This window comes from Bradyrhizobium sp. 149, assembly GCF_023073915.1.
Lineage (GTDB): Bacteria > Pseudomonadota > Alphaproteobacteria > Rhizobiales > Xanthobacteraceae > Bradyrhizobium.
Window position 1 is genome coordinate 366011 of the sequence record NZ_JADPKK010000020.1, and the last position, 15778, is coordinate 381788.

Genomic DNA, 15778 nt, shown 5'->3' on the forward strand with positions numbered 1-15778 from the left:
CGAGGCCACGCATGCCCGCGCCAAAACCGCCTGCCTTCGAAACCCTGAGCCTGCATGCGGGCCAGCGTCCGGATCCCGCGACCGGCGCCCGCGCGGTGCCGATCTACCAGACCACGTCCTACGTGTTCCAGGATTCCGATCACGCCGCCGCGCTGTTCAATCTGGAGCGCGCCGGCCACATCTATACGCGCATCTCCAATCCGACCACCGGCGTGCTGGAGGAGCGGCTTGCGGCGCTGGAGGGCGGCGTCGGCGCGATCTGCACCGCGAGCGGCATGGCCGCGCTGCATCTGGCCATCGCCACGCTGCTCAACGCCGGCGACCATATCGTGGCATCGAGCTCGCTCTATGGCGGCACCATCAACCTGCTGGCGCACACGCTGCCGCGCTTCGGCATCACCACCAGCTTCGTCAAGCCTAGGGATCTCGACGCGTTCCGGTCAGCGATCAAGCCGAACACGAAACTGGTGATCGGCGAGACCATCGGCAATCCCGGGCTCGAGGTGCTGGACATTCCGAAGGTCGCTGCCATTGCGCATGGTGCGAAGATTCCGCTGCTGATCGACAACACCTTTGCCACGCCCTATCTCAGCCGTCCGATCGAGTTCGGGGCCGACATCGTCATGCATTCGGCGACCAAATGGATCGGCGGCCACGGTATCGCGATCGGCGGCGCCATCGTCGACGGCGGCCGTTTTGATTGGCGTTCATCCGGAAAGTTCGGCGTGCTGACCGAGCCCTATGGCGGCTATCACGGCATCGTCTTCGACGAGCAGTTCGGCACTGCGGCCTTCATCATGCGCGCGCGCACCGAAGGCCTGCGCGATTTCGGCGCCTGCCTGTCGCCGACCAACGCGTTCCAGCTCCTGCAGGGCGTCGAGACGCTCGGCGTGCGCATGGACCGCCACATCCAGAACACCCATCTCGTGCTGGAAGCTCTGAAGGCCAACAAGGCCGTGGATTGGGTGCTGCATCCCTCGCTCGAGGACCACACGGACTACCAGCTCGCAAAGCAATTGCTGCCGCGCGGCGCCGGCTCGATCGTCTCCTTCGGCATCAAGGGCGGCCGGCCCGCGGGCCGCAAGTTCATCGAATCGCTGCGCATGATCAGCCATCTTGCCAATGTCGGCGACGCCAAGACGCTGGTGATCCACCCCGCTTCGACCACGCACCAGCAGATGGACGCCGAGCAGCTCAAGGCCTCCGGCATCGGCGAAGAGCTGGTGCGGCTGTCGGTCGGCATCGAGGCCGCAAGCGACATCATCGACGACCTCACTCAAGCGCTGCGCGTCTCGCAAAAGGTCTGACACCATGAAGCTCTCCGTCAACGGCACTGATGTGTTTGTCGCAACCGGCGGCCGCGACTTCGACAGATCCCTGCCTGCGGTCGTCTTCCTCCATGGCGCCGGCTTCGACCATTCGACCTGGGCGCTGCACACGCGCTGGTTCGCCCATCACGGCTTTGCCGTGCTCGCGCCGGATATGCCCGGTCACGGCCGCTCGGCCGGACCTTCGCTTGGCAGCATCGCCGAGATGGCCGACTGGACGGCGGCCCTGCTCGACGCGGCCGGAACACCGAAAGCGCATCTGATCGGCCATTCCATGGGATCGCTGATCTCGCTCGAGACGGCGGCACGGCATCCCGAGAAAGTCTCCGCACTGAGCCTGATCGGGACGGCCGCGACCATGACCGTCGGCCCGGATCTGCTGAAGGCGGCCGAGTCCAACGGCCAGGACGCCCTCGACATGGTCTCGATCTGGGGCCTCGGCTTCAACGCCGAGCTCGGTGGCAGCCTCGCACCGGGCCTGTGGATGCACGGCGGCGCACAGGCGGTGCTGAAGTCTTGCGAGCCGGGCGTGCTGTTCCAGGATCTGTCGGCCTGCAATGCCTACGCGAATGCACTTCAAGCGGCCGCGAGCGTGACGGTTCCCACGACTCTCATCCTCGGCGAACGAGACATGATGACTCCGGTGAAGGCGGGCAAGGCGCTCGCGGCGGCCATCACGCATGCGAAGACCGTCGTGGTGCCGGGCGCCGGCCACATGATCATGGCCGAGCGCCCCGATGAGCTGCTCGCGGCGCTAAGGAACTGATCGGATCAATCGTCCAGCTTGCGCGTTGCGGTCAGACGTCCCTGTGAATTCCAGAGGGAACTCGACCTATGCCAAGACAGGAAGTCATTCGCAAAGCCAGACAAGACAAGCGTGCCGGTAAATCGGCAAGCACGCAGGCCGGCGAATTCGTCAAGGACGAGATCGACAAGATCCGCAAAGGCAAGCATGGCGCGCGCTCGACGAAGCAGGCCATCGCCATCGGTCTGTCCGAGGCACGCCGCGCGGGCGTCGATCTCCCGCCGCCGCGAAAAGGACGCGCCAAGAAGGCGACGCAACGCAGCGCCAAATATGCCTATGAGGTCGGTCAGGGCAAGCGCACCCCGAAGCGCCGGCCGCGCGTGTCGCGGGCCGTCGAGGAGGTTTTGAAGAAGGAGCCGCGCTCGACCGCGTCGCGCAGCGCACTATCGAAGCAGGGCAAGCGTGCCGCGAGCCGGCGAACCGCAGCGTCGCGTTCCGCCGCCGCGCGCAAGGCGAGCCGCACCAAGGGCGCCAAGGCCCGCTCCGTCGCCGCGAAGAAGGCGGCACGCACCAGGGCACGCCGGCGGAGTTGATCAGTTCGCGCGCCGGCTCCGTTCGGAGAACACGGCACGGGCAGCGCGCTCGGCCTCGCGCGCCGAGCGGAATTGGCGACCTTCGAGACTGTCGAACAGGCGCTCGGAGGAGAAGAAACGGAAGCCGCGCTGATCCCTCGTGACGATGCCGGCGGCGCGGTCGTGGATCTCGATGATGTAGGCGTTCGACTGGGGTTGGGACATGACTGCTCGTTCGCCGGGATCTCGGCGTTCCTGTCTTGGGATTTGCTGTGAGGTGCTGTGAGGCGGCGGTCAGCAGCAACAACAGGCGCCGGTGGCCGCTAAGAAGCAGCGCCGCGTCATGCACGCATGCATGTCGTCGTTATTGCGCTGGTGATCGGCTCTCATATCGCGGCTTCGGCTCGACGAGCAGTTTCGATGCAGCAAATATCGAGCGATTGACGCGATTGGTCAATGAAATGGTTATCCATATTTGCCATTAGCGCGCATCGGCACTTCTCCGGGCGCGAGCGCAGGCAAACGAATTCATCTCGCGATGAGTTCAACGCCGGTGCCCGTCCGGCCGTGGTACTGTCCGCTCCGTAGTCAACAAATGACAGGGAGATCCAGTCATGACGGATGGTCTGAAGGGACGCACGGCACTCGTCACCGGCGGCTCGCGCGGAATCGGCGCTGCAGTCTGCCGCGCGCTGGCCGCAGCCGGCGCGGCCGTGGCGATCAACTGCCGTGAGCGGGTCGGGCAGGCCGAGCAACTGGCGGATGAGATCGGCAAGCGCGGCGGCCGCGCCATCGCCATCGCTGCCGACGTGTCGCGTCGCGAAGCCGTGGCCGGCATGATTGAACGAGTCACGAACGAGCTCGGCCCCATTGACATCCTCGTCAACAATGCCGGCATCGCCATCACTCGTGGCATCGACGATCTGACCGAAGACGATTTCGACCGCACCATCCTGGTCAACCTGAAATCCGTCTTCCTGTGCACCCAGGCCGTTCTTCCGACGATGCGCGCGAAGAAGTGGGGTCGCATCGTCAATATCTCCTCCGGTGCGGCGCGCGGCGCCGGCTCGATCGGACCGCACTACAACGCGTCCAAGGCCGGCCTGGAGGGCCTGACGCGCGGCTATGCGGCGCGCCTTGTGAAGGAAGGCATCACCGTCAACGCGGTGGCGCCGTCGCTGATCGAGACCGACATGATGAGCGGCCAGCCGCAGCTCGTCAGCCGCATCCCGCTTGGCCGCTTCGGCACGGCGGAAGAAGTGGCGAAGGCGGTGATGCTTTTGGTCGACAACGCCTACATGACTGGACAGACGATCGCGCTCAGCGGCGGGATGGCGTTTAATTGAGAAGAGAGGATTGCGTCTTCCCTTCTCCCCTTGTGGGAGAAGGTGGCGCGAAGCGCCGGATGAGGGGCCTCTATCTGCCCATACCGACTCCGCGATGTGTGCTCGGATAGAGACCCCTCACCCGTCGCGCCGCTTTGCGGCGAGCCACCCTCTCCCACAAGGGGAGAGAGGAAGAACGAACTCACCACATCGTCGCAGCAGCCCGCTCGGGCCAGGCGCGATCGTACTCTGCGCCGCCGACCTTGTTCTCGCTCATCTCGGCGAGGATCTGGCCGGGCGTCGGCAACGTCTTGGGGTCGATGCGCTTGTCGGGATTCCAGAGATCGGAGCGCACGATCGCGCGGGCGCACTGGAAGTAGATTTCGTCGACATTCATCACCATGACGCTGCGCGGCGCCTTGCCGTCGACCTTGAAGGAAGCGAGCAACTCCGGATCGACCGAGAGATGCGCGCGACCATTGACCCGGATCGCGGTGCCGGAGCCGGGAATCAGGAACATCAGCGCGACGCGGGGATCGCGCACGATGTTGCGCAAGGAATCGACCCGGTTGTTGCCGCGGCGATCCGGCAGCATCAGCGTCTTCGGGTCATGAATGCGGACGAAGCCCGGGAGATCGCCGCGCGGCGAGCAGTCGATGCCCTCGGGTCCGATGGTCGCGAGCGCGGCGAACGGGGCCTTCTCGATGAAGACGCGATAGAGCGGGGTAACATTGTCGGCGACTTTCACGGTCGAGGCGTCGTTGGTGACGCCGTAGATGGCCTCCAGCTGCTCGACCGTTTCGATCACCGACATTCCACTCTCCTTGTTGTGCGGGCTATTCGTGCCAGCCTTGATTCCTGATGACGCGCAGAAGCTGGCGGCCGTGATATTCCGCGCTGCCGGCGTTGAGAATGGTGACATCGGCCTGCGCCGATACGTCGTCGACGCTGCGCGTCAGCCGTTCCGCGAGATTGCCGTCACTGTGCCGGGCGCGAGCGGCAAGCCGCTGCGCCAGCACATCCGGCGGCGCAGTGATCGCGACCACCACGACATTTGCATAGGTCTGGCGTAGCGCGCCGATCACCGTGCGCGACACATTGGCCACGACGGTGCGCCCGGCACGAATATCGTCATTGAGGCCGAGCGGCAGTGCGTAGGAATGCCCATGCGCTTCCCATTGCACGGCGAAATCCCCGTGATCGCGCGCGCGCCGGAATTCGTCAGAGCTCACCGCAATATTGTCTTCGTCGGCGGAGGATTCGCGCGTCACGACACGGCGCGGGAAGACGATGTCGTGATCCTCGATGCACGCGGCCCGCGCCAGCCGCAGCAGCGTGTCCTTGCCGGCGCCGCTGGGGCCGACCACGAGCACCAGCCGTCCGGGCCCGATCGCACCCGTCTTATCTTCCGCCACTGTGACGGTTTCGCTCATGCGACACGATTTCCTTCGCGCCAGACGCTGCGGACCGCGGGAACGCTGCCCGCAAGATGCACGCGGATCAGATCGGCGCGCTTGCCGACGGCAATCTCACCCCGGTCGGACAGGCCGACCGCCTCGGCGGGCGCCTTCGTCACCGTGCGGATCGCCGCCGCAAGACTGATGGCGGGCACATGCTCCGGCAAATGCAATGCCGCCATCAGAAGGCTTGAGGGAATGTAGTCCGACGACAGGATGTCGAGCAGGCCCTCGCGGGCGAGATCGACCGCGGCGATGTTGCCGGAATGCGAGCCGCCGCGCACGACGTTCGGAGCGCCCATCAGGATGTCGATGCCGGCCTCGTGCAGGCCGCGCGCGGCCTCCAGCGTGGTCGGGAACTCCGCCACCGAAACGCCATCGCGGACGGCGTCAACGACGTTTTCATCCGTGGTGTCATCGTGGCTCGCGAGGGGAATCTTGTACTCATGCGCCAGCGCCACGATCTCACGCATGTTGGTCGCGGCATAAAGCTTCTGATATTCGAAGCGCTTCGCGAACAGCTCGTCGAGCTCGGCATCGGTCTTGCCGCCACCCTTGCCGCGATAATAGTCACGCAGCTTGACTTCGTCGCGGAACTGGCGCTGGCCGGGGGTGTGGTCCATCAGCGACATCAGCCGCACGTCGGGACGATCGATCAGCTCCCTGGCCTCCTCGACCACGCTCGGCATCGGGATTTCGCAGCGCAGATGCAGGAAGTGATCGGCACGCAGCAATTTGGCCTCGCGCGCGGTCGTGATCGCGGCGGCGAGCGTGCCGGCGCGTCCGTCGACTTCCTCGGCGCCGTCCTCGCGCCAGACCCGGAGCGAGTCGAACACCGTGGTGATGCCCGATGTCGCGAGCTGACCGTCATAGGAGACGACGGCAGCGACCGGATTCCAGAACACTTTTGGCCGCGGCACGTAATGCGCCTCGAGGTGGTCGGTGTGGAGCTCGATCAGGCCGGGCATGACCAGATCGCCGCCGGCATCCTCTGCCCCCGCGGGCGCCCTGCCCTCACCGATCTCGACAATACGTCCATCCGCGAGAGCGAGCCAGCCCTGCTCGATCACCCGGTCCGCCAGCACGATCCTGGCGTTGGCGATCACGGTTACCTTCGACTTGGCGTTCATGTCCATTTCCTTCAGGCCGCGGCAGCGAAGCTGGTGACGTCGACGACGCGGTCGGCAATCAGATGACGGATTTCGTCGTCATGGACAATGGCGACCATGGCGACGCCCTGGCGCTTCTTTTCGGCGACCAGCTCGACCACGACGGCGCGGTTGGTGGCGTCGAGCGAGGCGGTGGGCTCGTCGAGCAGCAGGATAGGCAGGTCCGAGATGAAGCCGCGCGCGATGTTGACGCGCTGCTGCTCGCCGCCGGAGAAGGTCGCGGGCGGAAGCCGCCAGAGCCGCTCGGGGATATTGAGCCGATGCAGCAATTCGCCCGCACGGGCTTGCGCCTCCGCGCGCGCGAGGCCGTTGACGATCAGCGGCTCGGCGACCACGTCCACGGTCGCGACGCGCGGCACCGCGCGCAGGAACTGGCTGACATAGCCGATGGTTGCGCGGCGGATGTTGAGGACCTGGCGCGGCTCGGCGATGGCAAGATCGACCGATGCACCGCAATGACGGATGCCGATGCGTCCGGAGTCGCAGCGATAATTGCCGAAAATCATCTTCAGGATCGAGGATTTGCCGGCGCCCGATGGGCCGGACAGCACGACGCATTCGCCGGGATCGACCTGGAACGTCACGCCGCTGACGACAGGCAACTCGATGCCGCCCTGCAGGTGCATCGTGAAGGTCTTGCTGGCATCGGTGACGTCGATCATGGCGGTCATTGGATCACTCATGGCGGCAGAATCGAGGAGACGAGGAGCTGGGTGTAGGGCTCGCGGGGGTCGTCGAGCACCTGGTCGGTGAGGCCGGTCTCGATGACGCGGCCGCCCTTCATCACCATGACGCGGTGCGACAGCAGGCGCGCCACTGCCAGGTCATGGGTGACAATGATGACGGCCAGGTGCAGCTCGGCAACGAGGCTGCGCACGAGGTCAAGCAGACGGGCCTGCACGGAGACGTCGAGGCCGCCGGTCGGCTCGTCCATGAACACCAGCCGCGGCTCGGTGACGAGGTTGCGGGCGATCTGGAGCCGCTGGCGCATGCCGCCGGAATAGGTGCGCGGCGCGTCGTCGATGCGGGCGATGTCGATCTCGACGCGGGTCAGCCAGTCCGACGCGGTATCGCGGATACGGCCGTAATGATTCCACCCCACCGCCATCAGCCGTTCACCGACATTGGCGCCGGCCGAGACCGCCATGCGCAGGCCCTGCGCGGGATCCTGATGGACAAAACCCCAATCGGTCCGGAACAGGAAGCGCCGCTCGGCTTCGCCCAGCGTAGCAAAGTCGCGGGTGACGCCGTCGCGCATCCGGTAAGACACTTGCCCGCCGCTGGCCGCGAGCTGACCCGACAGCAGCTGGAGCAGCGTCGACTTGCCCGAGCCGGATTCGCCGACGATCGCCAGCACCTCGCCGGGATAGAGCGCAAAGGACACGTCGCGGCACGCGGCGATACGGCCATAGGACTTGCTGAGAGATTTTGCGACCAGCAGCGGCTCGTCGTTCTCGATCAAGTCTTGATCAACCATGTGAGCCCGCCTTCTCCTTGTACGGCGCGGCGCTGAGGCTGCCGTGATGGCCGGCGGCTTGGCGGCCCTCGCAATAATCGGTGTCGGAGCAGACGAACATGCGCCCGCCCTTGTCGTCGGTCACGATCTCGTCGAGATAGGAATTTTCCGCAGCGCACAGCGCGCAAGGCGCGTCGAAGCGATAGGGCTCGAACGGGTGGTCCTCGAAGTCGAGCGACACAACTTGCGTATAGGGCGGGATCGCATAGATGCGCTTCTCGCGGCCGGCGCCGAACAGTTGCAACGCTGGGCAATTGTCCATCTTGGGGTTGTCGAATTTCGGCGTCGGCGATGGGTCCATCACGTAGCGCGCGTTCACCTTCACCGGATAGGCGTAGGCGGTCGCGATGTGGCCGAAGCGGGCAATGTCCTCGTAGAGCTTGACATGCATCAGGCCGTATTCGGCGAGCGCATGCATGCGCCGCGTCTCGGTCTCGCGCGGCTCGAGGAAACGTAAAGGCTCCGGGATCGGCACCTGATAGACCAGCACCTGGTTCTCGTGCAGCTCCGTCTCCGGAATGCGGTGACGGGTCTGGACCACCGTTGCATCTTCCGTCGCCGTCGTCGTGGCGACGCCCGCGGTCTTGGCAAAGAACTTCCGGATCGAGATCGCATTGGTGGTGTCGTCGGAGCCCTGGTCGATCACTTTCAGCACGTCCTCGGGCCCGAGGATCGCGGCGGTCACCTGGACGCCGCCGGTGCCCCAGCCATAGGGCATCGGCATCTCGCGGCTGGCGAACGGCACCTGATAGCCGGGGATCGCGATCGCCTTGAGGATCGCGCGGCGGATCATCCGCTTGGTCTGCTCGTCGAGATAGGCGAAATTGTAGGCGGGCGCGTTCATTCCGCGGCCTCCTTCATGCCGTCGGGCGCATTGGCCTCGGCAGATGCTTCAGAAAATTCCTGGCGCAGCTTGCGCAACAGACCGAGCTCGGACTGGAAGTCGACATAATGGGGCAGCTTGAGATGCTCGACGAAGCCGGTCGCCTGGACGTTGTCCGAATGCGACATCACGAATTCTTCATCTTGCGCCGGGGCGAGTGCCTCTTCGCCGAGCTCGCGCGCGCGCAACGCACGGTCGACCAGCGCCATCGACATGGTCTTGCGTTCGCTCTGGCCGAAGGCGAGGCCATAGCCGCGGGTGAAGCATGGCGCTTCCGTCGCGGAGCCCTTGAACTGATTGACCATCTGACATTCGGTGAGCTCGATCGAGCCGAGCGGAACGGCGAAGCCGGCGTCTTCCGCCAAAAATTCGACCTCGACCTCGCCGAAGCGAATCTCCCCGGCGAAGGGATGGTTGCGGCCATAGCCGCGCTGGGTGGAATAGCCCATCGCCAGCAGAAAACCTTCGTCGCCGCGCGCGAGATTCTGCAAGCGCAGGTCGCGGTCCGCAGGAAAGTTCAGCGGCTCGCGGGTGAGATCGCCGACGCTGGCGCCCTCTTCGGCCTGCGGCGAGGATTCGATCAGGCCGTCGCGGCCGAGAATATCCGTCACGCGCGGCGTGGGCGCCGTCGATGCTTCGGCCGTCGCCGGCGCTTCGGGCACAAGGCCTACGGCGAGCGAGGGATCGAGCAGGCGGTGGGTATAGTCGAAAGTCGGGCCGAGGATCTGGCCGCCGGGAATGTCCTTGAATGTCGAGGACACCCGCCGCTGCACCCGCATCGCACCGGTCTCGACCGGCTCGCTCGCGCCGAAGCGCGGCAGCGTAGCGCGGAAGGCGCGGACCAGGAAGATCGCCTCGATCAAATCGCCGCGCGCCTGCTTGATTGCGAGCGCCGCGAGCTCGCGGTCATAGAGCGAGCCTTCGCTCATGACGCGGTCCACGGCGAGGCCAAGCTGCTCCGAGATCTGGTCGAGGGAAATTTCCGGAACGCTTTGGTCGCCGCGCCGCGCATGTGCGAGCAGGCGATGGGCGTTCTCGATGGCGCGTTCACCGCCTTTGACTGCGACATACATGCGGCTAGCTTCCCTTGTTCACGACGCGCGTGGTGCGCGGGATCGCAGCCACGGCATCATCGGCGACCAGCACCACATCGATGCCGCGCGGAAACAGCGTTTCATTGACGCGCAGGCGATCGAACAGGTCGAACGGCTTGATCGACGCCTGCAGCGTTGCGACACCGTCGATGCCGGGGCCGCGCAGCTCGAAGCCGCGGCCTGCGTCCAGGCTGTCGACCTGAAGGATCAACGTGGTCGACCGATCCGGATATTCGCTGGTGCCGAGCGCGAAGCGCTCGAGCGAAGGCAGCGCCCCGCCGTCGCCGATCAGCGCGAAGCTTGCGATCGAGGAATCCTGCACCACCGGCGCGCCGGTGTGGGATTTCAGCCATTTCACGACGTCGGAACTTTCAGACATGCGCGCATCGAGCCAGAGCGGCGTGTCGTGATCGAACAGCGTCAGCGCGATCGCGGCCGTGCCGCGCACCATCGTATGAGGCGCTCCTGATGTCGGCACGATGCGCTGGACCGACCCCGGCCGCGCCATCGCGTCCATGACCGAACGAAAGGTCGATTGCGCCGACAGCATCTTGTCGGCGAACCCCGGCGGCAGTTCCGCAATCGTGGTCATGATCTCACCCCTCACCGCGCACCATGGTGTAGAAATCAACCTTCGTCGCGGCGGTCTCGGCCGCCGCCTGCTTGCGCCTGACCATAAGCTGCTCACGCAACGGCGCGATAATTTCCCGCTCCACCGCGCCGCCGAAATCGCTGGACTGCACCAGCGCGTCGCACAGCGCGATCAGCCGCGCCTTCTCGCCGTCGCGACCGAGCGTGTAACCGAAACCGACCTCGCCGCTCGCAAGCCTGACCGCGGCGCGCGACACCGTGGCTTCGCCGAGGTTGAACGGCGCACCGTCGCCGCCGACCCGGCCGCGCAGCATGACGAGGCCGTTTTCCGGCGCGCGCAGATCCTGATGCGGCGGCAGGGCGAGAGCGCGGAGGCGAGCGGCGATCTCGCCCGCCTCCGCGTGCGCCAGCACGGCCATTGCGGCCTTGCGCTGGGCTTGCTGATTGTTGTGCTGTTTCACCAAATCCACCGAACTTTCCACAGAACTTGCCGAATCCAAGTTGTCTATGATACTAGACAACTTGATACGGGAGCGCCATGACTGTTTCGTGACAAAGGCGTGATTTCCGGAGTAGCTTCCCGGCCACATGAGCATGCAGGACACAGCCTCCTCCGGCGTCGCGTTGTGGCGCCTCGTTGCCGACGGCATCGAGCGCGGCATCGCCGACGGCCGCTTTGCGGCGGGCGACAAGCTGCCGGGCGAGATGGAGATCGCCGAAACCTATCGCGTGAACCGCCACACCGTGCGGCGCGCGCTGGCCGCGCTTGCGGAGCGCGGCATCGTGCGGGCCGAACGCGGCAGCGGAACCTATGTCGAGGCGCAAAAGCTCGCCTATCCGCTGCGCTCGCGGACCCGGTTCTCCGAGATCGTCGGCGCGGACGGCCGAGAGCCGCATGGCCGTTTGATCGAAGCATCCGATGATGTCGCGACCCGCGAACTGGCGCGGGAACTCGGTCTCAAGACCGGTGCACCGCTGATACGGATCGAGGCGATGCGGCTCGCCGACCGCACGCCGATCTGCGTCTCCACTACCTGGCTGTCAGCGGAATCATTTCCCGGCGCGGGTGCTGTATTCGCGGCGACGCGCTCCATGACGAAACTGCTCGAGCATTACGGCGTCCGCGACTATCGCCGCGGCGCCACCCGGATCACCGCCGGCATCGTCGACGCGAGCGACGCCGCACGGCTCGATCTGGCGCTGGGACGGCCAATTCTTGTGGTCGACGCGACCGACCACGGCCTCGACGGCAAGCCGCTGGTCACCAAGCATTCGCGATTTGCGGCGGAGCGGGTGGAGTTTCTGGTGGAGTCGTAGAAGGGAAGAAGAGCTACGCCACTGGCCTCCGGCCGATGATGGCGAAGCGGAGTTTTCCCGAGACGAAATCGATCGCGGCGACCGCGACCAGGATCATCAGGATCAGGAACGACACCTTCTGCCATTCCAGCACGCGAATCTGCTCGGCGAGCTGGAGGCCGATGCCGCCCGCACCGACGATGCCGATGATGGTCGCCGAGCGCGTGTTCGACTCGATGAAATAGAGCACCTGACCGGCGATCACGGGCAGGACCTGCGGCAGCAGGCCGAAGCGGATCTCGTGCAGCGCACTGCCGCCGGAGGCGCGGATGCCCTCGACCTGCTTCTGGTCGGCGCCCTCGATCGCCTCCGAGAACAGCTTTCCGAAGGCGCCGAAATCTGACACCGCAATGGCGAGCACGCCGGCGAACGGGCCGAGCCCGACCACGTTGATCCACACCAGCGCCCAGATCAGCGTGTCGACGCCGCGGATCGAATCCAGCAAGCGTCGCACCGGAAAGCGCAGGAGCTTTGACGGCACGACGTTACGCGCGGCAAGAAGACTGACCGGCAGCGCGAACACCGCGGCCAGCGTCGTGCCGAGCACCGCGATCGACAGGGTCTCTCCCAGAGCCTTCAGATAGATCGGCAGCGACGAGCCGGGATCCGGCGGGATCATCATCAGGCTGATCCAGCCGAGCTGGCTGAGGCCGGCGAACAGCCGCGCCGGCGAGAAATCGAGATCGACGAGGCCGTAGACCACGATCGCGAAGGCGGCGACGATCATCGCCGGCATCGCAAGCCGCGCCGAGGCCGGCCGGTCGAACACGCCGGGATAGCGCGCGCGAAGCGCTGCGGTGTCGATCTCCTGCGGCCTCGTCACGTCCGCGCCTCCCTGCCGAACAGCCGGCCGCGCAGCCAGCCGGTGCTGATGTCGATGATGAAGACCGTGACGATGATGGTGAGCAGGATCGCGCTGACGTCCGAATAATAGAATTTGCGGATGGCGACGACGAGCTCCTGGCCGATGCCGCCGGCACCGACAAAGCCCATCACGGAGGCCTCGCGGACGTTGATCTCGAAACGCAGCAGCGCATAGCTGGCGTAGCCCGCCGTGACCTGCGGCAGGATGGCGAAGCGCATGCAGGAGAGCCAGCTCGCGCCGGTCGAGCGGACGCCTTCGACCGGCTTCATGTCGGCGTTTTCGACGATCTCCGAGAACAGCTTTCCGAGCGCGCCGGTGGAGTGAATCGCAATCGCCAGCACGCCCGCCATCGGTCCGAGCCCGAAGGCGATCACGAAGATCAGCGCAAACACGATGCCGGGCACGGTGCGGGCGAATTCGAGCAGGCGCCGGACCAGGAAGCGCAGCCAGGGCGCAGGCGAGGTGTTTTCAGCCGCGAAGAAGTTGAGGCCAAACGCAAAAGTCGCCCCGATCAGCGTGCCGACATAGGAGATCAGCACGGTCTCGCCCAGCATCCTCAGCCATTTGTGCCAGCCCCACAGCCACTCGCCGACATCGGTCCAGACCCGCTGGCCGTCGTCGAGTGTGAGGATGCGGTCGAAATAGCTCACGAAGTTGCCGAAATGGGCGAACAGCGTCGGCAAATTCACTTCCGCGCCAACCGCGGCGAGAAGCAGTGCAGCGGCGAAGACCACGAATCCGAACAGGAGCCGCAATCGCCTGCGCGCGACCGCCTGGCGATAGGCGGCGTTGAGCACGGCGAGCTGCTGCTCGGGGAGGATCGAAACCGCGATGGTCATCTGATCAGGGCGAATGTTCGCTCAAAAGAGAAAGAGCCGGGTCCATCGACCCGGCTCCAGTGCATCGTCCCAAAATTCAGGACGCCTTCTTCTTACGCAGTGCATCGACGAACTTGATCAGCTCGATCGTGCCATCCCAATCCTTGGTGGTCGCGGGATGAAAACCCTTCTTCTGGCCGTCCTGGAGACGATCGAAAGCCGCCTTGTCCTTGGCCGGCGCGTCGAAGAACGCCTTCGCGATCGCGGTCTTGGCCTCTTCCGGCAGATCAGAATTGTAGGCATAGGGGCCGTTGATAATCGGCGCCGACTTGTGGATGATGCGGAAATCGTCCTTCTTCATCGCCGAGCCGTCCGCATTCTTCAGCATGCCCTTTGTGAGCATCTGCGCCAGCGTCGAATCGTCGTCGCTGGTCCACTGGTTGGCGGCGACGTCGACCGTGCCCTGCGCCAGCGCCAGGATCGCGTTCTCATGGCTGCCGGTGAAGACGACCTTGCTGAAATAGGTGTCGGCGTCCGTGATGCCCATCTTGTCGAGCTCGAAGCGCGGCACGTTGTTGCCGGAGGTCGAGTTCGGGTCGACCAGGCCGAGGTTCTTGCCCTTGAGCTGATCGACGCTCTTGTACGGGCTGTTCGCCTTGACGAAGAACACCGAGTAGTAGCCGGTCGAGCCGTCCGCGTTGATGTCGTTGGCGAAGGCGTCGGTCTTGACGCCGGTCAGGCGGGCGCGGGCGAACGACGCCGAGCCATAGCTCGCGATATGAATGTTGCCGGCACGCTGGCCTTCGATCACAGCCGCGTAGTCGTTGGCGATGCGCAGCGTGACCTTCACGCCCAATTCCTTGGAGAGGTAGCTCATGAACGGCGCCCAGCGCTCGGTAACGCCCGAGGCGTTTTCCGCCGGAATGACCGCGAAGGTCAGCTCGGAATATTTGGCTTTCCAGTCCTCGGCGGAGGCTGAATTCGTGAACGCGAGCGCGGCGGCGCCGGCAAGAATCAATCTACGAGTGATCATGATACTCTCTTCATCGGTTGAGGTCGGTTGACGCAAAACGGGTGACTATTGATACGGCGCAGCTCAGGCGGCGGCCGCCGTTCCAAGTGCCGGAATGCCCGCTGGCACGCGTGCAGGCATGCCGCCCATGATTTCGGCGGCTTCGAGATCGTACAGCTCGCGCGCAACGTGGTCGGTCAACTCAGCCGGCGCGCCGTCGAACACCACGCGACCCTGCGCCATGCCGATCAGGCGGTCGCAATAACTGCGCGCCAGGTCGAGCGAATGCAGATTGCAGAGCACGGTGATGCCGAAATGCTTGTTGATGCGCAGTAGCGCATCCATCACGATCTTGGTGTTGCGAGGATCGAGCGAGGCGATCGGCTCGTCGGCGAGGATGATGTCGGGCTGCTGCACCAGCGCGCGGGCGATCGCCACGCGCTGCTGCTGGCCGCCGGAGAGCTGATCGGCACGCTGGGCCGCGAGCGAAGCGATGTCGAACTGCTCGAGCGCGGACATCGCCAGCGCCTTGTCCTGCTCGGGCCAGGTCTGCGACAGCGAGCGCCAGGTCGGCATCGTGGCGAGCCGTCCCATCAGCACATTGGTGAGCACGTCGAGCCTGCCGACCAGGTTGAATTGCTGGAAGATCATCGCGGAGCGCGCCCGCCACTGCCGCAGCTCCTTGCCGCGCAGCGCCGTGACGTCGACGCCGTCGAACAGAATGCGGCCCTGCGAAGGGGTCGCGAGGCGGTTGATGGTCCGCAGCAGGGTCGACTTGCCGGCGCCGGACCGTCCAATCACACCGGCGAAGCCGCCGGGAGAAACTTGAAACGAAGCGTCGTCCACCGCGGCTTTCACGCCGAAGCGACACGTCAGACCTTCAACCACCAGCATGCAGGGCTCCAGAGTAGCTGGGACCCACCGCTAACGCCGGCGCTTGACACTTGTGTGACATGCGCGTTGCGGTGCGGCGATCCTACAAACTTCATCCCCTGTCATCGCGTCGTCATGACAGTGTCATCAAGCCGCTCGAAGAGAAACGCCCGC

19 protein-coding genes are annotated in these 15778 nt (G+C 65.3%); 5 read left to right on the forward strand and 14 right to left on the reverse strand.

The features are described from left to right. Positions 1-11 precede the first annotated feature (11 nt). The 3 genes from IVA88_RS16845 to IVA88_RS16855 all read left to right on the forward strand — a co-directional run bounded on the left by IVA88_RS16845 (position 12) and on the right by IVA88_RS16855 (position 2666). On the forward strand, positions 12-1307 hold the full coding sequence (locus IVA88_RS16845; RefSeq protein WP_247498342.1) for an O-acetylhomoserine aminocarboxypropyltransferase: 1296 nt from the start codon (positions 12-14) through the stop codon (positions 1305-1307). 4 nt (positions 1308-1311) lie between these two features. Continuing rightward, on the forward strand, positions 1312-2094 hold the full coding sequence (locus tag IVA88_RS16850; protein WP_247498343.1) for an alpha/beta hydrolase: 783 nt from the start codon (positions 1312-1314) through the stop codon (positions 2092-2094). Between the two features lie 68 nt (positions 2095-2162). Next, positions 2163-2666: a DUF6496 domain-containing protein gene (locus IVA88_RS16855; RefSeq protein WP_247498344.1), complete on the forward strand. Its 504-nt coding sequence runs from the start codon at positions 2163-2165 to the stop codon at positions 2664-2666. On the opposite strand, the gene IVA88_RS16860 is transcribed toward IVA88_RS16855, so the two are convergent. Next, complete coding sequence (locus tag IVA88_RS16860) at positions 2667-2870, reverse strand: hypothetical protein (protein ID WP_247498345.1); 204 nt, start codon at positions 2868-2870, stop codon at positions 2667-2669. A gap of 389 nt (positions 2871-3259) precedes the next feature. Between IVA88_RS16860 and IVA88_RS16865 the strand changes: the two genes are divergently transcribed. Further along, positions 3260-3991, forward strand: coding sequence for an SDR family NAD(P)-dependent oxidoreductase (locus tag IVA88_RS16865; RefSeq protein WP_247498346.1), 732 nt, complete (start codon positions 3260-3262; stop codon positions 3989-3991). Between the two features lie 181 nt (positions 3992-4172). On the opposite strand, the gene IVA88_RS16870 is transcribed toward IVA88_RS16865, so the two are convergent. Genes IVA88_RS16870 through phnG form a run of 9 tightly spaced genes read right to left on the reverse strand, consistent with a single transcriptional unit; the run spans position 4173 to position 11150 of the window. Beyond that, complete coding sequence (locus tag IVA88_RS16870; RefSeq protein WP_247498347.1) at positions 4173-4784, reverse strand: pyridoxamine 5'-phosphate oxidase family protein; 612 nt, start codon at positions 4782-4784, stop codon at positions 4173-4175. 22 nt (positions 4785-4806) lie between these two features. Next, positions 4807-5403 (reverse strand): phosphonate metabolism protein/1,5-bisphosphokinase (PRPP-forming) PhnN, encoded by a 597-nt coding sequence (gene phnN, locus IVA88_RS16875; RefSeq protein WP_247498348.1) that lies wholly within the window; start codon positions 5401-5403, stop codon positions 4807-4809. Continuing rightward, positions 5400-6557 (reverse strand): alpha-D-ribose 1-methylphosphonate 5-triphosphate diphosphatase, encoded by a 1158-nt coding sequence (locus tag IVA88_RS16880; protein WP_247498349.1) that lies wholly within the window; start codon positions 6555-6557, stop codon positions 5400-5402. The genes phnN and IVA88_RS16880 overlap by 4 nt, the downstream gene beginning before the upstream one ends. An 11-nt stretch (positions 6558-6568) precedes the next feature. Continuing rightward, positions 6569-7267, reverse strand: a complete 699-nt coding sequence (gene phnL, locus IVA88_RS16885; RefSeq protein ID WP_247498350.1) for a phosphonate C-P lyase system protein PhnL — start codon at positions 7265-7267, stop codon at positions 6569-6571. An 8-nt stretch (positions 7268-7275) separates the two neighbouring features. Then, on the reverse strand, positions 7276-8073 hold the full coding sequence (gene phnK, locus IVA88_RS16890; RefSeq protein ID WP_247498351.1) for a phosphonate C-P lyase system protein PhnK: 798 nt from the start codon (positions 8071-8073) through the stop codon (positions 7276-7278). After that, entirely contained in the window at positions 8066-8956 is an 891-nt protein-coding gene (locus tag IVA88_RS16895) for an alpha-D-ribose 1-methylphosphonate 5-phosphate C-P-lyase PhnJ (protein WP_247498352.1), read from the reverse strand. The genes phnK and IVA88_RS16895 overlap by 8 nt, the downstream gene beginning before the upstream one ends. Then, a complete protein-coding gene (locus IVA88_RS16900) occupies positions 8953-10068 on the reverse strand; it encodes a carbon-phosphorus lyase complex subunit PhnI (protein ID WP_247498353.1) in 1116 nt (371 codons plus the stop codon). The genes IVA88_RS16895 and IVA88_RS16900 overlap by 4 nt, the downstream gene beginning before the upstream one ends. A gap of 4 nt (positions 10069-10072) precedes the next feature. Further along, the gene (gene phnH, locus IVA88_RS16905; RefSeq protein WP_247498354.1) at positions 10073-10681 is read right to left on the reverse strand and encodes a phosphonate C-P lyase system protein PhnH; all 609 of its coding nucleotides are present in this window, start codon (positions 10679-10681) and stop codon (positions 10073-10075) included. Between the two features lie 4 nt (positions 10682-10685). Next, positions 10686-11150, reverse strand: a complete 465-nt coding sequence (gene phnG / locus IVA88_RS16910) for a phosphonate C-P lyase system protein PhnG (protein ID WP_247498435.1) — start codon at positions 11148-11150, stop codon at positions 10686-10688. A gap of 118 nt (positions 11151-11268) precedes the next feature. Between phnG and phnF the strand changes: the two genes are divergently transcribed. Then, a complete protein-coding gene (gene phnF / locus IVA88_RS16915; protein WP_247498355.1) occupies positions 11269-11997 on the forward strand; it encodes a phosphonate metabolism transcriptional regulator PhnF in 729 nt (242 codons plus the stop codon). Between the two features lie 13 nt (positions 11998-12010). Here phnF and phnE (IVA88_RS16920) read toward each other — a convergent pair whose 3' ends face one another. From phnE (IVA88_RS16920) to phnC, 4 genes are all read right to left on the reverse strand, one after another. Next, positions 12011-12859: a phosphonate ABC transporter, permease protein PhnE gene (gene phnE / locus IVA88_RS16920; RefSeq protein ID WP_247498356.1), complete on the reverse strand. Its 849-nt coding sequence runs from the start codon at positions 12857-12859 to the stop codon at positions 12011-12013. Further along, entirely contained in the window at positions 12856-13740 is an 885-nt protein-coding gene (gene phnE, locus IVA88_RS16925; protein WP_247498357.1) for a phosphonate ABC transporter, permease protein PhnE, read from the reverse strand. The genes phnE (IVA88_RS16920) and phnE (IVA88_RS16925) overlap by 4 nt, the downstream gene beginning before the upstream one ends. Before the next feature lie 76 nt (positions 13741-13816). Continuing rightward, the gene (gene phnD / locus IVA88_RS16930; RefSeq protein ID WP_247498358.1) at positions 13817-14752 is read right to left on the reverse strand and encodes a phosphonate ABC transporter substrate-binding protein; all 936 of its coding nucleotides are present in this window, start codon (positions 14750-14752) and stop codon (positions 13817-13819) included. Positions 14753-14815: 63 nt separating this feature from the next. Further along, on the reverse strand, positions 14816-15625 hold the full coding sequence (phnC, locus tag IVA88_RS16935; protein WP_247498359.1) for a phosphonate ABC transporter ATP-binding protein: 810 nt from the start codon (positions 15623-15625) through the stop codon (positions 14816-14818). Positions 15626-15778: the final 153 nt, after the last annotated feature.